Raw genomic sequence first — 20,070 nt, 5'->3', positions numbered from 1 at the left:
AGGCATGCTGAATGTGTTAGATGGTTGGAAAAACGGTTTATCGAAAAAACTGAGTGTACAGGCTTTGTCGGCACTGCTGCTGTTATCGGCGGCGAGCGCCTATTCTGCACCAAAAACCGTGCTGGTGCTCGGCGACAGCCTGTCGGCCGAATACGGCCTGGCGCGCGGCGCCGGCTGGGTCGCGCTGGCCGAGCAAAAGCTCAAGGCGCAGAAGATCGACGCCACCGTGGTCAACGCCAGCGTCAGCGGCGAGACCACCAGCGGCGGCCGTTCACGCCTGCCGGCGCTGCTGCAAAAGTACAAGCCGGCGCTGGTGGTGATCGAACTGGGCGCCAACGACGGCCTGCGCGGCCTGCCGGTGGCCGCCGCCGAAACCAATCTGCGCGCGATGGCCGATGCCGCCGCCAAGGCCGACGCCCGCGTGATGTTGATCGGCATGCGCATGCCGCCCAACTACGGCCGCGACTACGCCGACAAATTCTTCGCCATGTACGGCAGCTTGAGCAAGGAGATCAAGGCGCCGCTGGTGCCGTTCATGCTCGACGGGGTCGCCGACAAGCCGCAGCTGTTCCAGCCCGACCGCCTGCACCCGCTGGCCGAAGCCCACACCACCATCCTGGCCAATATCTGGCCGGTTTTGCAGAAAAGCATCAAGGCAAAATGAAGTATCCAGAAATCCTGAGTTTCGACGACGCGCTCCGGCAGCTCGACAGCTTCGACGCCATCATCGACGCCCGCAGCCCGGCGGAGTACGCGCTCGACCACCTGCCCGGCGCCATCAACGCGCCGGTGCTGGACGACGAGCAGCGCATCCGCGTCGGCACCATGTACAAGCAGGTCAACTCCTTCGAAGCGAAGAAGGTCGGCGCCGCGCTGGTGGCGAAAAATATCGCCGCCCACATCGAGGCGCTGTGGCTGGACAAGCCGCGCGAATGGCGGCCGCTGGTCTACTGCTGGCGCGGCGGCAACCGCAGCGGCTCGATGGCCCACATCCTGGCCAAGATAGGCTGGCCGGTGGTGCAGCTGGACGGCGGCTACAAGGCCTTCCGCGCCCACGTCAACGCCGCGCTGGAACAGCCGCCGGCGCTGAACTTCAAGGTCATCTGCGGCACCACCGGCAGCGGCAAGAGCCGCCTGCTGGAAGTGCTGCATGCGAACGGCGCGCAAGTGCTGGACCTGGAGCAGCTGGCCGCACACCGCGGCTCGGTGCTGGGCCACCTGCCCAGCCATCCGCAGCCCAGCCAGAAAGCCTTCGAGAGCGCGATCTGGAATACGCTGCGCCGCTTCGATCCGGCGCAGCCGGTGTTCGTCGAATCGGAAAGCAAGAAGGTCGGCAACCTGCGCGTGCCGGCCGCGCTGATGGAGGCCATGCGCGCCTCCGACTGCATCGCGCTGACGCTGTCGCGCGCCAACCGCGTGCGCCTGCTGATGGCGGACTACGCGCATTTCACCGAGAGCCCGGCCTCGCTCAACGAGCAGCTGGAGTTCCTGGTGCCACTGCACGGCCGCGACAAGATCAAGCGCTGGCAGGCCATGGCTGTGGAAGGCGCGATCCCGGCGCTGGTGGAAGAGCTGCTGGCCGACCACTACGATCCGGCCTACCTGCGATCGATCGACCGTAATTTCGTCCGCTACGGCCAGGCGCTGCCGCTGGAACTCGAAGACATCGACGCCGCCGCCTTCCAGGCCGCCGCACTGATCCTCGCGCCCTGAAAACACCAAGCCCCGAGAGTCGGCTTCCAACTGTCGGGGCTTCGCTTGAGTTGCGTTTTTAGCGCGCGGTGCTACTGTTTTTTTTAGCTTTGTTTTCGGCGACGACCGATGTAGGACAGGATACCCAGGCCACCCAGCATCATCAGGTAGGTTTCAGGCTCCGGCACGGGATCGACGTTCAGCGTGCCGCTGTAGCTGGCGGTGACGCTGTTCGAGATACCGTTGACCGTCAATACCAGCGGACCGCTGACGAAGGTAGGATCCAGCCAGCCAGCCTCGAAACCACCCGCTGGCGTGAACGTCAAGGCATTGCCGTTCAGATCCGCCGAGACGAAGTCGATATCGTGGTTGCCGCCCAAATTCATGGTCTGCACCCAGACATTCAACAGGCTCGGACCTACGGATGGGCTGAAGGTAAAGACATCGGTAAACGTGCCGACCACCAAATGCGTCAGCCCGAAGTTCGTGCTATAGCCCGTTGCAGGGGTACCGTACAGGGTAACACCCACACTCTGGCTATCGCCGACGGCGGCGTAACTTGTCATCGAGGTGGCCGCCAGCACAGTCCCGATTAAGAACGATTTTAGTTTCATTTTTTCCCCGGTAAGAAAGTGGAAACCTAACGCGTACTGAAGAGCTAAGTGCGCCAGCCAAAGTTACACCTGCCAAATTTAGATGTCAATTAATTATTCAAAAACACCAACTTACTATCAACAATGAAGAGAATGGCGGTGCGGAAACTACTTGGGGAATGGCGTGGGGCGCCATAGGAGGAAGGGGTGTTGCGGAGCCGGGAAGCGCGCTGCGCTTCCCGGAAAACTCAATTACTTGACTTCAACAACTGTGGTTTTTGTGATCGGTTTCAAAACCTTGACCTTGGCCTTTTGCTTCAGCAGTTCGATGTAGTCATGCATCTCTTGCTGGGCAACGATGTTGCTGATCTGTTCCGCTTCCGACTTGCGGCGCGCTTCGTCCTGCACCGCAGGCTGCTGCACCTTGCCGATGCGGTAGATGCCGTAGCCCATGCCAGGCACGTCCACGCCAACGTAGGCTGGCAGCTTGGCGGTATCGGCCTTCATCACTTCCTGCATGGCCAGGCCGTTCACGCCTTCAGGCTTGGCACGGGACACCAGCTTGGCGGCGGCGAAACCGGTAGCGTCGCCGGATTTCTTGAACGCGGCCAGTTTCTCGGCGCCGGTCTTGGCGGCCAGCTTGGCGGCTTCTTCCATCGTCACGCGTTGGCGGATCGCGGCATCGACTTCGGCCAGGGGACGCTTGCTGGCGGCCTTGAACTCGACGATACGGCCGGCTACCAGCGTGCTCGGTGCGGTCTCGACCGCTTCCGTGTTGCGCTTGCTGCTGATCGACTCGTTGGAGAACAGCGCAGCCAGGAACTTGGCGTTGTTGTACGGCGCAGGACCGGCCATCGGCGACGGCGCGCGCGAGACGTTGGCGGCGGTTTCGATCTTCAGGCCCAGCTTGTCGGCAACCGGTTTCAGGCTGTCGGACTGCTCGTAGACGGTGTTGGTGAAGGCTTCAGCCATCTCCGAATACTTCTTGGCGGCTTTCTGTTTCTTCAGCGTTTCAGCCACTTCGGTTTTCACTTCGTCCAGCGGCTTGACGACGGCTGGTTTCAGCGCGGTCACGGTCAGCACGTGGAACCCGAAGTCCGACTGCACGGCATCGCTGATCTCGCCCTGTTTCAGCTTCAGCACGGCCGCTTCGACCGGCGCCGGCAGCGTACCCTTGGTGACGATATCCAGATCGCCGCCCTGCTCGCCCGATACCGGGTCTTCCGACTTGGCCTTGGCGACCTTGGCGAAGTCGCCCGGGGTCTTGCGCAGTTCGGCCACGATGGCGTCGGCCTTGGCCTTGGCGGCGGCGGTTTCAGCGGCGTTGGCGCCCTTCTTCAGCGCGATCAGGATGTGCGCGGCGCGGCGGCTTTCAGGGGTGGCGAAACCGGCTTTGTTGGCTTCGTAGTAGGCGGCGACGTCGGCGTCGGTGACGGACACCTGGCTCATGACGGCGTCGCTGTTGAAGACCACGTATTCGATCTTGGCCTGCTCAGGCACTTCGAAGAACTTGGCGTTCTTGTCGTAGTAGGCTTTGACCATGTCGTCGGTGATTTTCACCTGCGGCACGAAATCGGCGACCGGCAGCAGCAGTTCCTGCACCTCGCGCTCCTGCGCGCCGATGTCGGACAGGGTCTTGGCCACGGCGCGCGGCGCGAAGCCGGTGGCCTGGATGGCGTTGCCCAGCTGTTGCAGCGCCAAGTCGTGGCGCAGGCGCTGGTCGTACATGCTCGGCGTCATGCCTTGCGCGGACAGGATGGCCTTGTAGCGCTCCATGTCGAAGGCGCCTTCGCCGCCGAACTGCTCCTTGATGACCTTCTGCAGCTGGACATCGCTGACGTTCAGGTTCGCATGCACAACTTCCGCGGCCACTGCGCGCTCGGCGATCAGCTGGTCGAGGATGTTTTGCTTGAATTCAGGGGTGTCGAACATCTTCTGGTCGAACTGCGCGCCCAGACGCTGGCGGTAGGTGTCCAGCTGGTTGCGCACGGCGGTATCGAATTCCTGCTGGGTCAGCGGCTTGCCGTCGATCTTGGCGATCGTATTGGCATCCTCGCCGAAACCCTTGTAACTACCGAGGCCGACAAATGCGAACGACGGGACGATAATAATCGCCAGGAGAATCTGCATCAAACGTTGATGGGTACGAATAAATTCAAACATGGTCTGCCAATTCGGATTGAGTGGAACTTGCACATACAAAAAAGGCGAACTCGCGTTCGCCAATTCCGGTTGCCGGATTTTACAGCGCACACCCCTCTATAGCAAGAGTAAATCATTGGCAAAACGGTCACGCTGCAACGCTCGGCAACAAAATTTCCGCCGGCACCGGCCGAACGATGCCAAAAGCAAACATCTGTTTCCAAACGATATATTTATCCGCGAGCGGGATATTCAAGGAAGGGATGGCGAATTAATATGGGCCGGAAAAAGAAAAACCCCGCAGCTAATATTAGCTGCGGGGTATCTTGTTCTTGGCGGAGCGGACGGGACTCGAACCCGCGACCCCCGGCGTGACAGGCCGGTATTCTAACCAACTGAACTACCGCTCCTTGGTCAAACTCTATATCGTATTTTGTTGGCGGAGCGGACGGGACTCGAACCCGCGACCCCCGGCGTGACAGGCCGGTATTCTAACCAACTGAACTACCGCTCCAACAAAACACTGGGTACTACCTTTACTACTTGCAAAACTGGTGGGCGGTGAGAGGCTCGAACTCCCGACCTAAGCCTTGTAAGGGCTCCGCTCTACCAACTGAGCTAACCGCCCGTTTTGCCTTTAGTGAGCAACTTTACTGCTTGCTGCTCACTGAAGTCCGTTAGTTTACAGCATCTTTCAAAGCTTTACCAGCTTTAAATTTAGGAACTTTAGCTGCCTCGATGGTGATCTCTTCTTTGGTGCGCGGATTGCGGCCGGTACGGGCAGCGCGTTCGCTCACGGAGAAGGTGCCAAAGCCGACCAGGGTGACGCTGTCGTTCTTTTGCAGGGTGGTGGTAACGCCGTCGATCACCGCGTCGAGTGCGCGTGCAGCAGCCGCTTTCGAGATATCAGCGGTGGTAGCAATATGGTCGATCAATTCAGTCTTATTCAAAGCAATTCCCCGTCACAAAGGTTATATCGTTTTAGCTCGTAGATAACGGCAGTTGAATACCGTATCCAGGCCGAGAAAAATCTCAGGCCGTATTAAACAAGCCAGCCCGCCCCTGTGTCAAGCGCTGCACCATAGAAAATCGGGGTGAAATAACAAACAGGCGCCATAAAAGCGCCTGTTTGTACAACAACTCTACTAATCACCAGCAAAACTTAATGTTTTACCACTTCCGTTTGGCCGTCTGTCTTGGCGGCTGCTGCGGCTACGGCTTCCACCGGAGCGGTTTCCGTCAGCGCTTCCGGCATGCGTTCCAGGGCGATTTCCAGTACTTTGTCGATCCAACGCACTGGGACGATCTCCAGTTTGTTTTTGACGTTGTCCGGAATGTCGGCCAGGTCCTTGACGTTCTGCTCAGGGATCAGCACGGTCTTGATGCCGCCGCGCTGGGCCGCCAGCAGTTTCTCTTTCAGGCCGCCGATCGGCAGCACTTCGCCGCGCAGCGTGATTTCGCCCGTCATCGCCACGTCGGCGCGGACCGGAATGCCCGTGAACACCGACACCATCGCCACCGTCATCGCGGCGCCGGCCGAAGGACCGTCTTTCGGCGTTGCGCCTTCCGGCACGTGGATGTGGATGTCGCTCTTCTCGAACACTTCGTTCTTGATGCCGAGACGATTGGCGCGGCTGCGCACCACGGTGCGGGCTGCCTCGATCGACTCCTTCATCACGTCGCCCAGGGTGCCGGTGCGGATCACGCCGCCCTTGCCCGGCATCTGCACGGCTTCGATGGTCAGCAGATCGCCGCCCACTTCGGTCCATGCCAGGCCGACCACCTGGCCGATCTGGTTGTCTTTCTCGGCCACGCCGAAGTCGTAGCGGCGCACGCCCAGGAACTTGTCGAGGTTCTTGTTGGTGACGGCCACTTTCTTGTCCGACTTCTTCAGCAGCAGCATCTTCACTACCTTGCGGCAGATCTTCGACACTTCGCGTTCCAGCGAACGCACGCCGGCTTCACGGGTGTAGTAGCGGATGATGTCGCGCAACGCCGACTCGGCCACCGAAATCTCGTCTTCCTTCAGACCGTTGTTCTTGATCTGCTTAGGCAGCAGGTAGCGCTGGGCGATGCTGGTCTTCTCGTCTTCCGTGTAGCCGGACAGGCGGATGACTTCCATGCGGTCCAGCAGCGCCGGCGGGATGTTGTACGAGTTCGACGTCGCCACGAACATCACATCGGACAGGTCGAAGTCGACTTCGATGTAGTGATCCGAGAAGGTGTGGTTCTGTTCAGGATCCAGCACCTCCAGCAGGGCCGACGATGGATCGCCGCGGAAGTCCGCGCCCATCTTGTCGATCTCGTCCAGCAGGAACAGCGGATTGCGCACGCCGACCTTGGCCAGCGATTGCAGCACCTTGCCCGGCATCGAGCCGATGTAGGTACGACGATGGCCGCGGATCTCGGCTTCGTCGCGCACGCCGCCCAGCGCCATGCGTACGAACTTGCGGTTCGTGGCGCGGGCGATGGACTGGCCCAGCGAGGTCTTACCCACGCCAGGAGGACCGACGAAGCACAGGATAGGCGCTTTCAGCTTGTCGACGCGTTGTTGCACCGCGAGGTATTCCAGGATGCGTTCCTTGACCTTGTCCAGGCCGTAGTGATCGCCTTCCAGCACTTTCTCGGCGTTCGACAGGTCGTTATTGACCTTGGATTTTTTCTTCCATGGCAGGCTGACCAGCGTGTCGATGTAGTTGCGCACGACGGTGGCTTCGGCCGACATCGGCGACATCAGCTTGAGTTTTTTCAGCTCGGCGGTGGCCTTGTCCAATGCCTCTTTCGGCATCTTGGCCAGCGCGACCTTTTTCTCCAGCTCGTCCAGGTCGGCGCCGTCCTCGCCCTCGCCCAGTTCCTTCTGGATGGCTTTGACTTGTTCGTTCAGGTAGTACTCGCGCTGCGACTTTTCCATCTGGCGCTTGACGCGGCCACGGATGCGCTTCTCGACCTGCAGGATATCGAGTTCGCCTTCCAGCTGGCCCAGCAGGTGCTCCAGGCGTTTGGCCACGCTGAAGATCTCCAGGATCACCTGTTTCTGCTCAAGCTTCAGCGGCAGGTGCGCGGCGACGGTGTCGGCCAGGCGGCCGGCGTCGTCGATGCCCGACAGCGAAGCGAGAATTTCAGGCGGGATCTTTTTGTTCAGCTTGACGTACTGGTCGAACTGCTGAACGATGGCGCGGCGCATGGCTTCGATCTCCGAATCGTCGCCCAGCTCGGAATCGAGCGGCGTCAGATCGGCGATGAAGTGCGTCGGTGCGTCGGTGATGCGGTTGATGCGTGCGCGCTGAGCGCCCTCGACCAGCACCTTGACGGTGCCGTCCGGCAGTTTCAGCATTTGCAGAATATTGGCCACGCAGCCGATCTCGTAGATATCGGAAGCAGAAGGTTCGTCCTTGGCTGCAGCTTTTTGCGCGGCAAGCATGATGCTCTTGCCCTGCTCCATAGCCGCTTCCAGCGCCTTGATCGATTTTGGGCGCCCTACGAACAGCGGTATCACCATATGCGGGAAAACTACAACGTCCCGCAGCGGCAATAACGGCAGTTGAGTTTGCTCAGTTAATTTGGAAGTTGTCATGGCGTACCTTATGTGAAAGCGTGATTATGATGTGGGCGCTGTTTCGCCGAATCACAAGACCGACCTGCAAGAAATAATTCTCCTAAAAAAGAGTATTTTCAACGAAGCCAATCATGTTCTAAAAAAACGCGTCAAATAAAAAAGCCACGCGTGACAAACGATGCTGTCACGTGTGGCTTTCCGAATGAAGCCTGCATTCTTTTATTGATTTAAATTGTACCGCCTTGCCCCACGGATGCGAAATGAATTTTTCTGCTGAGTGGGGTAAGTGTGCACAAGTTATTTAATTCTCACCAGACGCTTTGGCCTGGTCTTGGTAGATCAATAAAGGTTTTGCGCCACTGGTGATGGTATTCTCATCAATAACCACTTTGGTGACATTGGTTTCATTTGGCAATTCGTACATCGTATCGAGCAGCGCGTGTTCCAGGATCGAACGCAGGCCGCGCGCGCCGGTCTTGCGGGCCAGCGCTTTCTTGGCGATGGCATGCAGTGCCGCAGGACGAATTTCCAGCTCAGCGCCTTCCATGTCCAGCAGCTTGGCGTACTGTTTGACCAGTGCGTTCTTCGGCTCGACCAGGATCTGGATCAGCGCCTCTTCGGTCAGTTCCGACAGCGTGGCGACCACCGGCAGGCGGCCCACCAGCTCGGGAATCAGGCCGAACTTGATCAGATCTTCCGGTTCCGCTTCCAGCAGGACGTCGCTGGCGCTGCGCTCTTTCTTGCTCTTCACGCTGGCCGAGAAACCGATGCCGGATTTTTCCGAACGATTCGAGATGACCTTGGCCAGGCCGTCGAACGCGCCGCCGCAGATGAACATGATGTTGGTGGTGTCGATCTGCACGAAGTCCTGGTTAGGATGCTTGCGGCCGCCTTGCGGCGGCACCGACGCCATCGTACCTTCGATCAGTTTCAACAGCGCCTGCTGCACGCCCTCGCCCGACACGTCGCGGGTGATCGACGGATTGTCCGACTTGCGCGAGATCTTGTCGATCTCATCGATGTAGACGATGCCGCGCTGGGCTTTTTCCACATCGTAGTTGCAGCTCTGCAACAGTTTCTGGATGATATTCTCGACGTCTTCGCCCACGTAGCCCGCTTCGGTCAGCGTGGTGGCGTCGGCGATGACGAACGGCACGTTCAGCATGCGCGCCAGGGTCTGGGCCAGCAGGGTCTTGCCGGAGCCGGTAGGACCGACCAGCAGGATGTTGCTCTTGGCCAGTTCGATGTCGTCTTTCTTGCCCAGGTGCTTGAGGCGCTTGTAGTGGTTGTACACCGCCACCGACAGGATGCGCTTGGCCGTTTGCTGGCCAATGACGTACTGGTCCAGCAAGTCCTTGATTTCGTGCGGGGTCGGCAGGTCCGACTTGGCGCCCGTGACCGACTCGATGGCCGAGGTTTCATCGCGGATGATGTCGTTGCACAGGTCGATGCATTCGTCGCAGATGAAGACCGACGGGCCGGCGATGAGTTTCTTTACCTCGTGCTGGCTCTTGCCGCAAAACGAGCAGTACAGTAATTTTTCGCCGCTGGAGGATTTTTTGTCTGACATGGGGCAGTTTTCTTTGGGTTACAGAATGGCTTGGCTGTTGCCAGGAAGCACGTGAATCGAACTAACAGCGTCCGGAAAAGTCCGCCTATGACTACATGCTACCCGAAATAAAAACGAAACGCCCGAACGATTAATCGCCCGGGCGTTTTTTCAGCAATGCTGCGAAGGAAGCATCAAGCCCGGTTGGACAACATTTTGTCGATCAAACCGTACTCTACCGCCTCTTCCGCCGACATGAAACGATCACGATCCGTGTCTTTGGCGATCTGCTCGACGGTTTGACCCGTGCGCTCGGCCATGATCGAGTTCAGACGGTGGCGCAGGTACAGGATTTCCTTGGCCTGGATTTCGATATCCGAAGCCATGCCCTGCGAGCCGCCCGAGGGTTGATGGATCATGATGCGCGAGTTCGGCAGCGAGAAACGCTTGCCCTTGGCGCCGGCTGCGAGCAGGAAGGCGCCCATGGAGGCGGCCATGCCGGTGCACAGCGTCGACACGTCGGGCTTGATGAACTGCATCGTATCGAAGATCGCCAGGCCGGCCGAAACCGAACCGCCTGGGGAATTGATGTACAGCGAGATATCCTTGTCCGGATTTTCGCTTTCCAGGAACAGCAACTGGGCGACGATCAGGTTCGCCATCTGGTCGTTGACGGGACCGACCATGAAGATCACACGCTCCTTCAGCAGGCGCGAGTAGATATCATAGGAGCGTTCGCCGCGGCCGCTCTGTTCGACCACCATCGGCACCAGGCCGAGCATTTCAGTGTCCAGCGCCGGATTACGGTTCATACCAGTCATTCCATTTCCTTGTGAAGCAGCTAGAGGCCGGAGATTCGAATCTTACATCAATTCTTCACATCGTCCGGCCCAGAACTGGATTACGCTTGTGCGTTGCTTCCCATCAGTTCGTCGAAGGCCACAACCTTGGACGAAGTTTTCGACAGGCCCAGGACGTAGTTAACGACGTTTTCTTCCAATACAAGGGCTTCGACTTCAGCCAGACGACGACGGTCGCTGTAGTAGTACTTCAGCACTTCGCGCGGGTCTTCGTAGCTCTGAGCGAAGTCTTCAACTTGCGCTTTGACTTGTTCAGGCTGGGCTTGCAGCTTGTTCTCGCCGACCAGTTGCGACAGGATCAGGCCCAGGCGTACGCGACGCTCGGCTTTTTCTGCGAACAGTTCTGGTGGGAACGGGATGTCCTTGACGTTCATGCCGCGCTGAGCCATGTCTTGACGGGTCATTTCAGCCAGACGCTCGGTGTCTTGGGCGATCAGGGCTTGTGGCACGTCCAGGGTCGCGGTTTTCACCAGCGCTTCCATCACGGCTTCCTTGTTGCGGGCTTTGACACGGCCGGCAACTTCGCGTTCCAGGTTGACTTTGATGTCTTCGCGCATTTTAGCGACGTCGCCATCGGCCACGCCCAGCGACTTGGCGAATTCGCCGTCGACTTCCGGCAGGTGCGCCCATTCCAGTTTTTTCAGGGTGATGGTGAACGATGCGGTTTTGCCGGCAACGTCTTTACCATGGTAGTCCTCTGGGAAAGCCAGTGGGAAGGTCTTGGCTTCGCCGACTTTCAGGCCGACGGTGGCTGCTTCGAATTCTGGCAGCATGCGGCCTTCGCCCAGCACGAAAGCGTAGTCTTCAGCTTTGCCGCCTGGGAATTCCACGCCGTCGATCGAGCCGACGAAGTCCACGGTCACGCGGTCGCCATTGGCTGCGATTGCTGCGCCGCCGTCGCCGTGCTCGCCAGCTTCACCCTTGGTGTGGAAGTGCACGCGCTGCTTGCGCAGGATTTCAATGGTTTTGTCGATTTCGGTTTCCGACACGTCAGCCTTGACGGTTTCGATTTCCACGGTGGTCAGGTCGCCAACGACCACTTCCGGGTAGATTTCGAAGGTCGCGTCGAAGGTCAGGACGCCTTCTGGCGACTCTTCCTTAGGCTCGATGCGCGGGTAGCCCGCTACGCGCAGTTCGGCTGCGTTGGCGGCATCGTTGAAGGCGCGGCCAACTTTATCGTTCAGCACTTCGGTCTCGATCTGATAACCGTATTGTGCTGCGACCATTTTCATAGGAACTTTACCCGGACGGAAGCCTGGTGCCTTAGCCGATTTGGCTTGCACTTTCAGACGCTTCTCAACTTCAGCGCGGACCTCGGTCAGCGGGAAGGAGATCGTGATACGACGTTCGAGTTTGCCTAAGGTTTCGACTGCAGTTGCCATGTAAAAATCGTCCAAAAAAATAGTAATACAGTTGGTGCGAGGAGGGGGACTCGAACCCCCACACCATTGCTGGCGTCAGGACCTAAACCTGGTGCGTCTACCAATTTCGCCATCCTCGCGGCATGTTTGCACAAAAGCAAAGGGCGACCCGTAAGTGAAAACGGTCGCCCCATCCCGCCATAGGCGAGAGCTTTCAACTTCAACGCGGTATTTTAACGGGTTTTTCGGCGAAATGTGACGATTTTTAATATGTCGCCAACATTCCGCCATTCTTTGTCTAATTTCTTCGAAAACCGACCCTATTATTTAGCCAAATCACGACGCGGCGCCCCGCTCAACGCCCTTGAAAGCCATCGGGAACCCAATTCGGCTCGAAACGGCCCTGGCTCAGTGGTTGTTGCGTCGCCGCCGTTTGCGCCACGGCCAGCAAGGCCTGGTACAAGTCGTCGAACTCGGCGTTGTGGTCGTGCTGCCAGCGGCTGACGTCCACGCTGCGGCCGGACGCCAGGCGTACCGAGATGCGCGGCCGGGACGCATCCGGCAGGCCGGGGGCGCTGCTGGAGGCGATGGGCGCCGCCGCGTGGGCGGCGGCCAGGCTGCGCAAGCGGGCCATCGCATCGGCCGGCACCGCCAGCCGATAACGCTTCTCGGCCAGCGCCGCGACGTCGGGCAACCTCGACACCAGTTGGCAATAGCCGCTGCCGTCGGCCGCCAGGTAGATGACTTGGCCGCCATGCAGCGGATGCACATCGCGTAAGGTAATCGCCGCCAGCTGATCCACTTGAGCCCGCCCTTCTTCCAACACCCCGGCCGCACGCGACGCGGCGACCCGCCCGGGCGCCGCGCACGCGGCGGCCAGCAAGGCCGCCAGGATCACCGCCCTACCCTTGACGTTTGCGTCCATACATCCCCATCAAGAAGAACACCCCGCCGCACAACAGCAACACCGCCTCCGATGGCTCCGGCACCGCGACCAGCGTAAATGGCGTGTCCGGATTCAGCTGCTTGATGTAATCGTAATACTGTTGATAGTACCGCGGATACATGACCGGATTGGCGTTGAGCGCGCCCAAGCCCATCAACCCGTCGTCCGACAGCGTCGGATTCGGATATTTATCGACCGCGCCGCCGATATACTCGTCGAACAAGCCCATCATGTGCCCGACTTCATGGGCGTTGACGCTGGCGCTATCCCCGGTGTACCAGTTCAGCATGTCGGAACGCCCGGGACCGGCATGCACCTGGACCTTCTGGTTGAACGGGCCGTCCGTCGTCACCGCCACGAAGATGGGTATCACCTGGCCGGTACTGCCGTCCTTGACCGCAAACTTGTTGTCCCACACGGACGAGACCCCGGCCTTGGCAGCATTGATATAGGCGGCCTTCTGGGCGGCCGTGTAGTTGAGCCCGGCGTCGAAGCTGAAGTCGATCTGGATGTCCTTCTCCAGTTTCTTGCCGTCGAAGCTGCGCGTGTAGCTGTAGTTCCAGCTGAAGGGGCCGAAGGGGCCGGGGTTGCCGGCGTTATCCTTCAGGTCCGCGTCGCCGTAGGCCGGCGTGGTGCGCGTGCCGGAGACATTCACACTGCCGGTAACAAGCCCGGCCAGCGCTGAGGTTGAAAACGTGGCAAAAACCAATGCCACAAGTAGAGCAGATCCCCTGTTTTTGCTGTTCATTTTAGTTCTCGAATAATAGTTAGTAGCAATACCGGATGGCATACCGCAACAATTACCCACAACTCGAACTTGCTTTGCGCACCGACCGGCAACCTCGCACGACGGCCACCGCAAAAAAATTGCACGGAAGGAAATTAAAAAGGCAATTTAGACAATGGCTAGACCAACTTAGGATATGAAACCGAGGGTGTCAAGGATGGCTCTGGCTACTTCCGATGAGCTTACGCCAAGCGTTTGATACACAACAAACAACGGCGGATTCCGCATCCGGAATCCGCCGTTGTTTTCCAGCCTTGGCTAAGCGCCGGGACGGGGTTGTGGTTTTTTAACCCTGAACCAGGCGGCGTACAAGGCCGGCAGGAACAGCAGCGTCAGCGCGGTAGCCAGGATCAGGCCGCCCATGATGGCCACCGCCATCGGCCCCCAGAACACCGAGCGCGACAACGGTATCATCGCCAGCGCCGCGGCGGCAGCCGTCAGGATGATCGGGCGGCAACGACGCACCGCCGACTCGACGATCGCGGTCCACGGATCGTGGCCGGCCTTGATGTCCTGCTCGATCTGGTCGACCAGGATCACCGAGTTGCGGATGATCATGCCGAACAGCGCGATGATGCCCAGGTTGGCCACGAAGCCCAGCGGACGGCCCAGCACCAGCAGCGCCATCGCCGCGCCCGCCACGCCCAGCGGGCCGGTCAGGAATACCAGCAGCGCCCGCGAGAAGCTGTGCAGCTGCAGCATCAGCAAGGTGAAGATGATGAAGATCGCCAGCGGCAGGTTGGCCGCGATCGACGCTTCCGCCGTGCCGCTGTCGGCCGCCGCGCCCTTGACGGTGATGGCGTAGCCGGCAGGCAGCTTGTCGCGCAGTTCCTTCAGCTTCGGATCGATCTGGCCGGACACGGTCGGGCCCTGGATATTGTCGGCCACATCGGACTGCACGGTGATCGCCCATTCGCGTCCTTCGCGCCACACCACGCCCGGCTCCCACACGAAGTGGGCGCGGGCCAGCTGGCTGATCGGCACCGACTTGCCGCTGGCGGTAGGGATATTCGTGTCGTTCAGGATCGAGATGGTGTTGCGCTCCTCGATGGGCTGGCGGATCTGGATGTCGATCAGCTTGATGTCCTCGCGGAACTGGCCAATCGTGGTGCCCGACAGGATGGTGTTCGCGGCCCGCATCACGGTCTGTGACGTCACGCCCAGCGCGCGCATCTTGTCCTGGTCCAGGTCGAGGCGCAGCACCTTGATCGATTCATTCCAGTTGTCGTTGACGCCCAGCGTGTTCGGGTTGGCGCGCATGATGTCCTTGACCTGGTCGGCGATGGCGCGCACCTTGTCCACTTCGCCGCCGGTGACGCGGAACTGCACCGGATACGGCACCGGCGGCCCGTTCGGCAGCAGCTTGACGCGGCCGCGCACCTCCGGGAAGTCGTGCTTGAAGATGTCGACGATCTTGTCGCGCAGCACGGAGCGGGCGTGCAGGTCCTTCGGCAGCACGACGATCTGCGACACGTTAGTCTGCGGGAAGATCTGGTCCAGCGGCAGGTAGAAGCGCGGCGAACCGGTGCCCACGTAGCTGGTCACGCTGACCACGCCCTCCTGCTTGCGGATGAAGGCTTCGAACTTCTTCACCTGCGCCTCGTTGGCGCTGAAGGTCGTGCCTTCCGGCGTCCACAGCTCGACCATCAGCTCGGGACGGCTGGAGTCCGGGAAGAACTGCTTCTCGATGAACTTGAAGCCGTACACGCCCAGCGCGAAGATCACCAGCGTGGCGACGATGGTGGTCTTGCGGTACTCGACGCACCAGTTGACCACGGCGCGGAACTTGCGGAAGCCCGGCGTGTCGAACAGGTCGTGCTCGCTGCCGCCATCGGCGTGCGGCTTGACCTTCAGCAGCACGTAGCCGATGTAGGGCGTGAACACCACCGCCACCACCCACGAGATCACCAGCGCCAGCGCGTTGACCGAGAACAGCGAGAAGGTGTACTCGCCGGCCGCCGATTTGGCCAGGCCGATCGGCAGGAAGCCCGCCACCGTGATCAGCGTGCCGGTCAGCATCGGGATCGCGGTCGAGGTGTAGGCGAAGGTGGCGGCGTCGAAGCGCGACATGCCCTCCTCCATCTTGCGCACCATCATTTCGACGGCGATGATGGCGTCGTCCACCAGCAGGCCCAGCGCGATGATCAGCGCGCCCAGCGAAATCTTGTGCAGGTCGATGTCCAGCATGCGCATGCACAGGAAGGTCACGGACAGCACCAGCGGGATGGTCAGCGCCACCACCAGGCCGGGACGCACGTCCAGGCGCAGCTTGGGCTTGCTATGCAGGCCCAGCGCGACGAAGCTGACGGCCAGCACGATCAGCACCGCTTCGATCAGCGTGTGCACGAACTCGCCCACCGAGGCCTTGACCGCTTCAGGCTGGTCGGAAACGCGCTCCAGCTCGATACCGACGGGCAGCTTGGCCTTCATCGCGGCCACGGTCTTCTCCATGTGCTTGCCGAGCTGGATGATGTTGCCGCCCTTTTCCATGGACACGCCCAGGCCGATCACTTCCTTGCCGTTGAAGCGCATCTTGTTGCCGGGCGGGTCCTGGTACAGGCGCTTGATGGTCGCGAAGTCGCCCAGGCGGAAGGTGGTGCCGTTGGCGCGCAGCTCCAGCTCTTCCAGGTCCTTGACGGTCTTCAGCGCACCGGTCACGCGCACTTGCAGGTTGTCGGTCGGCGTCACCAGCACGCCGGTCGCTTCCACCGTGTTCTGGGTGGCGATCTGGTTGGCGATGGCTTCGATCGGTATGCCCAGCTGGGCGAACTTCTTGTGCGAGAACTCGATGTTGATCTTCTCGTCCTGCACGCCGAACAGCTCGACCTTGGACACCAGCGGCACGCCCAGCAGCTGCTGGCGCACGAAGTCGGCGTAGTCCTTCATCTCGGCATAGGTGAAGCCGTCGCCCGACAGCGCGAAGATCGAACCGTAGGTATCGCCGAATTCATCGTTGAAGAACGGCCCCTGCACGCCCGGCGGCAAGGTGCCGCGGATGTCGCCGATCTTCTTGCGCACTTGGTACCAGGATTGCGCCACTTCCTTGGGCGGCGCCGATTCGCGCAGCTTCAAGATGATGGTGGTCTCGCCCGGCTTGGAGTAGCTGCTGATCTCGTCGATGTCCGGCGTTTCCTGCAGTTTTTTCTCCAGCTTGTCCGTGACCTGCTCGGCCATCTGCAGCGAGGTCGCGCCCGGCCAGTTGGCCCGCACCACCATCGCGCGGAAGGTGAACGGAGGGTCTTCATCCTGGCCGAGGTTGGAGTAGCTGAGCATGCCGCCTATCAGCAGCACGGCGATCAGGTAGCGCGTGAGCGGAATGTGCTCCAGCGCCCAGCGTGAGAGATTGAATCCGTCCTTCATTTGGCGGTCCCCGCAACAACTGGAGCCACCGGCAAATCGTTACCGAGGATCTTGACCTTCTGGCCCGGCTTGAGCAGGTTGACGCCGGCCGTGACCACCGTCTGGCCGGCCTTGACGCCGCTGCCCAGCACGATATCGTTGCCGGCCGCGCCGGCGATCGTCACCGGCACCAGCCTGACCACGCCGCCATCGACCACCCACACGGACGAGGCCGATTTTTCATAGTACAGCGCCGTCAGCGGCACCTTGATCTGCGGCGTCGCGGTCTTGGAGGCGAACTGCACCACGGCCGTCATGCCCAGCTTGGCTTCGGCCAGCGAATCGGGGATGGAGACCTTGACAGTGTAAGTGCGGGTGGACGGATCGGCCACCGGCGAAATCTCGCGGATCTTGCCGGCCACCGTGTTCTTCGGATCGGCCCACAGGCGCACCTGCACGTCCGGCACGCGGCGCAGCGTCTCGACCTTGTCTTCCGGCAGGCCGATGACGATTTCCTTCTCGCCCTGGCGGGCCACGCGCACCACCGGCGTGCCCGGCTGCACCACCTGGCCGACTTCGGCGTCGACCGCTGTCACCACGCCGTCAACATCGGACACCAGACTGGCGTAGCCGGCCTGGTTGGACTGGCCGCGATAGGCAGCCTGCGCGGCGTCGACGTTGGCTTGCGCCGCCTTGTAGGTAGAATCCTTGGCGTCGAGCACGGCCTGGCTGACGAAGTTCTTGCTGCGCAGTTCCTGATAGCGCTTGAGCTCGGCCTTGGCCAGGTCGCGGTTGGTCTCGGCGGCGCGCAGGCCGGCCAGCGCCTGGGCCTGGGACAACTGCAAGTCCTGCGGATCGAGCTGCATCAGCACCTGGCCATGCTTGACCAGGGTGCCGACATCGACCTTGCGGGCGACGATCTTGCCGCCGACGCGGAAGCCCAGGCGCGATTCCACGCGGGCGCGCACTTCGCCGGAAAACTCGGCGTTGACATCGACGTCGCTGCTGGCGAGCACGATGGCGCGCACCGGGCGGATGTCTTCGGTTTTCTCGGCGGGCTTGGAACAGCCGGCCAGCACGGCGGCGGCCAGCACGCTAAGTATGAGGGGGGAAATCTGACGCTGTTTTTTAAAGGCGACCACGGTGTATTCCTTTAGCTTGCTCTGGAGTGTAGATGGCACTACTATTACGGCTCGGAAATTAATGACTTTCCGTTAATTTATTATATGCCGAGCAAATCCGTTTGCAAATGACTTTCGCGTCATTAATTTTTAAAATTTTGCTTTGGGCCCTGTTTTATGTCGGTAGATCACTACGAAAATTTCCCTGTTGCATCAATTTTGCTGCCGAGCCGCTTGCGGCCGGCGGTGGAAGCGATCTACGCCTTCGCCCGCAGCGCCGACGATCTCGCCGATGAGGGCGACGCCACGCCCGAGCAACGCCTGGCCGCGCTGAACGCCTACGAGGCCGCGCTGGCCCGCATCGAGGCCGGCGCCACCGGCCACGAGCCGATGTTCGAGCGGCTGGCCCAGGTGGTGCGCGCCCATGACCTGCCGCTCAAGCCGCTGTACGAGCTGCTGTCGGCGTTCAAGCAGGATGTGCTGGTGAGCCGCTACGCCACCTACGACGCGCTGCTGGACTACTGCGCACGCTCGGCCAATCCGGTCGGCTTCCTGATGCTGCATCTGTACGGCCAGGCCGACGAGGAAAACATCCGCGACTCCGACGCCATCTGCACCGCGCTGCAACTGATCAATTTCCTGCAGGACGTGGCGATCGACATCCACAAGGAGCGCATCTACATTCCGCTGGAGGATTTGAACCGCTATGCGATCTCGCCGGCCGCGCTGGACCACGCCAGCGCCCGCCCGCGCTGGCGTTCGATGATGAAGTTCGAGGTGGACCGCGCCCGCGCGCTGATGCTCAGCGGCGCCCCGCTGGCGCTACGGCTGAAAGGCCGCATCGGTTTCGAGCTGCGCATGGTGGTGCAAGGCGGGCTGCGCATCCTGGATGCGATCGAGGCCGCCGAATACGACGTCTTCCTGCACCGTCCCAAGCTGAGCCGGCGCGACTGGCTGGGCATCTTCTGGGCCGCCGTGCGCATGAAAAAGCAAATGAAAGCGGTGTTCAGCGCCGCCTGAGGCGGAGATAGAATAGCCGCGCACGATTAAATCGTTGCCTCTGCACAAGTACCCCGCTCCGTGCTACCTTCGCAGAAAATGGAGAGGTGGCATTATGGAAACGATAGACCGGTCATCGCGACCGGATATGGAAACATCGAAGGTGGTGGAATTGGGCGTCAACCTGCTGCAAAGCCGGGGGCGCGCTTTTGCGTCGGAGTTTTTGGTACGCAGGAATATCCCGTTCAGCGTCATCGTCCGCGTACTGTCGGACCCGCCAGGCCGCCGCCGCGCCCTCGGCCTACGGCGCTAGCGCGGCATTGCCGTCCAGCGGCGCCTGCGGCGTGTGCGATTGCTTCAGCACCGACTCGCGCAGCGCAGCCGCGTCCGTCACCGAGATCGCCGTCTGGCAATTGACCCACTCGTTCGAGATCTGCCATTCCTGGTAGTCGCGCGCACTCAGCCGGCGCTGCTCCTGCTCGTTGAGCTGGTTGCAGCGGTTGGCCACCTGCGTGGCTTCCTGCAGGTGCTTGGCGTAATACGTCGCCGACTTCATCTGCACGTCGATTTCCGCCGGCGCGCGCTGACATCCGCACAAAGCGGGAACAAGCATCAGGGCGGCGGCATGCGAAAGCTTCATACAGATCATCTCCAGGGAAACGTAACATATTGTATCCCTGAAGATGAGTATCCGTCATTACACTTGCGCTGGCGCACCTTTCAGTTCGACCATATTGCCTTCCGGATCGGTGAGATAGATCGACGGCCCCTCGCCCTCGGCGCCGTAGCGCGACTCCACCTGGCCGGCCGTCACCCCATGCGCCGCCAGGTGGCCACGGATGGCCGCCTCGTCGAAAGGCTCGACGCGCAGGCAGAAGTGGTCCATATTGCGGCCTTCGCTACCGGGCGGAGCGCCGCCCATGCGTCCCAGCTTGCCGTCGACCGGCACCAGATCGATCAAAGAGCTGCCGGCGCGCAGTTGCACCAGCCCGATGGCATCCTGCCGCCGCTCGACCGTACAGCCCAGCGCACCGCAGTAAAAAGCCAGCATGCGCTCCAGGTCGACGATGCGCAGCACCAGATGGTCGATTTCGCGAATTTTAATCATGTGTACATCCCATTCAA

The 20,070-nt window shown here is 60.6% G+C and carries 17 protein-coding genes and 4 tRNA genes; 4 read left to right on the top strand and 17 right to left on the bottom strand.

Annotated features, from left to right (window positions below):
* Positions 1–4 precede the first annotated feature (4 nt).
* The gene (locus DUGA2_RS00685) at positions 5–664 is read left to right on the top strand and encodes an arylesterase (RefSeq protein ID WP_070266619.1); all 660 of its coding nucleotides are present in this window, start codon (positions 5–7) and stop codon (positions 662–664) included.
* The gene (gene mnmH / locus DUGA2_RS00680; RefSeq protein ID WP_070266618.1) at positions 661–1,713 is read left to right on the top strand and encodes a tRNA 2-selenouridine(34) synthase MnmH; all 1,053 of its coding nucleotides are present in this window, start codon (positions 661–663) and stop codon (positions 1,711–1,713) included. Before DUGA2_RS00685 ends, mnmH begins: the two co-directional genes overlap by 4 nt.
* A gap of 83 nt (positions 1,714–1,796) precedes the next feature.
* Here the strand turns inward: mnmH and DUGA2_RS00675 are convergent, their stop codons facing one another.
* From DUGA2_RS00675 to DUGA2_RS00605, 15 genes are all read right to left on the bottom strand, one after another.
* Positions 1,797–2,306, bottom strand: coding sequence for an FxDxF family PEP-CTERM protein (locus DUGA2_RS00675; RefSeq protein ID WP_070266617.1), 510 nt, complete (start codon positions 2,304–2,306; stop codon positions 1,797–1,799).
* 231 nt (positions 2,307–2,537) lie between these two features.
* Entirely contained in the window at positions 2,538–4,448 is a 1,911-nt protein-coding gene (locus DUGA2_RS00670; RefSeq protein WP_071658833.1) for a SurA N-terminal domain-containing protein, read from the bottom strand.
* A gap of 312 nt (positions 4,449–4,760) precedes the next feature.
* Positions 4,761–4,837: transfer RNA gene (locus tag DUGA2_RS00665), tRNA-Asp, on the bottom strand.
* 27 nt (positions 4,838–4,864) lie between these two features.
* Positions 4,865–4,941: transfer RNA gene (locus tag DUGA2_RS00660), tRNA-Asp, on the bottom strand.
* Positions 4,942–4,979: 38 nt separating this feature from the next.
* Positions 4,980–5,055 (bottom strand) — tRNA-Val (locus DUGA2_RS00655).
* Positions 5,056–5,104: 49 nt separating this feature from the next.
* Positions 5,105–5,377, bottom strand: a complete 273-nt coding sequence (locus DUGA2_RS00650; protein ID WP_070266615.1) for an HU family DNA-binding protein — start codon at positions 5,375–5,377, stop codon at positions 5,105–5,107.
* 212 nt (positions 5,378–5,589) lie between these two features.
* Entirely contained in the window at positions 5,590–8,001 is a 2,412-nt protein-coding gene (gene lon / locus DUGA2_RS00645; protein WP_070266614.1) for an endopeptidase La, read from the bottom strand.
* Positions 8,002–8,284: 283 nt separating this feature from the next.
* Entirely contained in the window at positions 8,285–9,553 is a 1,269-nt protein-coding gene (gene clpX, locus DUGA2_RS00640; RefSeq protein WP_008448338.1) for an ATP-dependent Clp protease ATP-binding subunit ClpX, read from the bottom strand.
* Between the two features lie 173 nt (positions 9,554–9,726).
* Positions 9,727–10,344 carry an ATP-dependent Clp endopeptidase proteolytic subunit ClpP gene (gene clpP / locus DUGA2_RS00635; RefSeq protein ID WP_020703301.1) on the bottom strand — a complete coding sequence of 206 codons (618 nt, stop codon included), beginning with the start codon at positions 10,342–10,344 and terminating at the stop codon, positions 9,727–9,729.
* A gap of 89 nt (positions 10,345–10,433) precedes the next feature.
* Positions 10,434–11,774, bottom strand: a complete 1,341-nt coding sequence (tig, locus tag DUGA2_RS00630) for a trigger factor (RefSeq protein ID WP_008448335.1) — start codon at positions 11,772–11,774, stop codon at positions 10,434–10,436.
* A gap of 32 nt (positions 11,775–11,806) precedes the next feature.
* Positions 11,807–11,893, bottom strand: a tRNA-Leu gene (locus DUGA2_RS00625).
* Positions 11,894–12,108: 215 nt separating this feature from the next.
* The gene (locus tag DUGA2_RS00620; protein ID WP_141753147.1) at positions 12,109–12,678 is read right to left on the bottom strand and encodes a hypothetical protein; all 570 of its coding nucleotides are present in this window, start codon (positions 12,676–12,678) and stop codon (positions 12,109–12,111) included.
* Positions 12,656–13,414 carry a hypothetical protein gene (locus tag DUGA2_RS00615; RefSeq protein ID WP_168167744.1) on the bottom strand — a complete coding sequence of 253 codons (759 nt, stop codon included), beginning with the start codon at positions 13,412–13,414 and terminating at the stop codon, positions 12,656–12,658. Before DUGA2_RS00615 ends, DUGA2_RS00620 begins: the two co-directional genes overlap by 23 nt.
* 330 nt (positions 13,415–13,744) lie before the next feature.
* A complete protein-coding gene (locus tag DUGA2_RS00610) occupies positions 13,745–16,846 on the bottom strand; it encodes an efflux RND transporter permease subunit (RefSeq protein WP_070266611.1) in 3,102 nt (1,033 codons plus the stop codon).
* Positions 16,843–17,967 carry an efflux RND transporter periplasmic adaptor subunit gene (locus DUGA2_RS00605; protein WP_229214557.1) on the bottom strand — a complete coding sequence of 375 codons (1,125 nt, stop codon included), beginning with the start codon at positions 17,965–17,967 and terminating at the stop codon, positions 16,843–16,845. The genes DUGA2_RS00610 and DUGA2_RS00605 overlap by 4 nt, the downstream gene beginning before the upstream one ends.
* Before the next feature lie 156 nt (positions 17,968–18,123).
* Here DUGA2_RS00605 and hpnC point away from each other — a divergent pair, with 156 nt between their 5' ends.
* Together hpnC and DUGA2_RS00595 are read left to right on the top strand one after the other, a co-directional pair.
* A complete protein-coding gene (gene hpnC / locus DUGA2_RS00600; protein WP_070266609.1) occupies positions 18,124–18,966 on the top strand; it encodes a squalene synthase HpnC in 843 nt (280 codons plus the stop codon).
* A 127-nt stretch (positions 18,967–19,093) separates the two neighbouring features.
* A complete protein-coding gene (locus tag DUGA2_RS00595; protein WP_192819897.1) occupies positions 19,094–19,258 on the top strand; it encodes a hypothetical protein in 165 nt (54 codons plus the stop codon).
* Here DUGA2_RS00595 and DUGA2_RS00590 read toward each other — a convergent pair.
* A complete protein-coding gene (locus DUGA2_RS00590; protein WP_070266607.1) occupies positions 19,247–19,585 on the bottom strand; it encodes a hypothetical protein in 339 nt (112 codons plus the stop codon). The two genes, DUGA2_RS00595 and DUGA2_RS00590, sit on opposite strands and share 12 nt — an antisense overlap.
* Positions 19,586–19,642: 57 nt before the next feature.
* Positions 19,643–20,053: a VOC family protein gene (locus tag DUGA2_RS00585; protein WP_070266606.1), complete on the bottom strand. Its 411-nt coding sequence runs from the start codon at positions 20,051–20,053 to the stop codon at positions 19,643–19,645.
* Positions 20,054–20,070 lie beyond the last annotated feature (17 nt).

Origin of the sequence: Duganella sp. HH101 (genome assembly GCF_001758795.1) — a bacterium.
Classification (GTDB): domain Bacteria; phylum Pseudomonadota; class Gammaproteobacteria; order Burkholderiales; family Burkholderiaceae_D; genus Rugamonas; species Rugamonas rivuli.
This window is presented reverse-complemented; position numbering and strand designations above follow the sequence as displayed.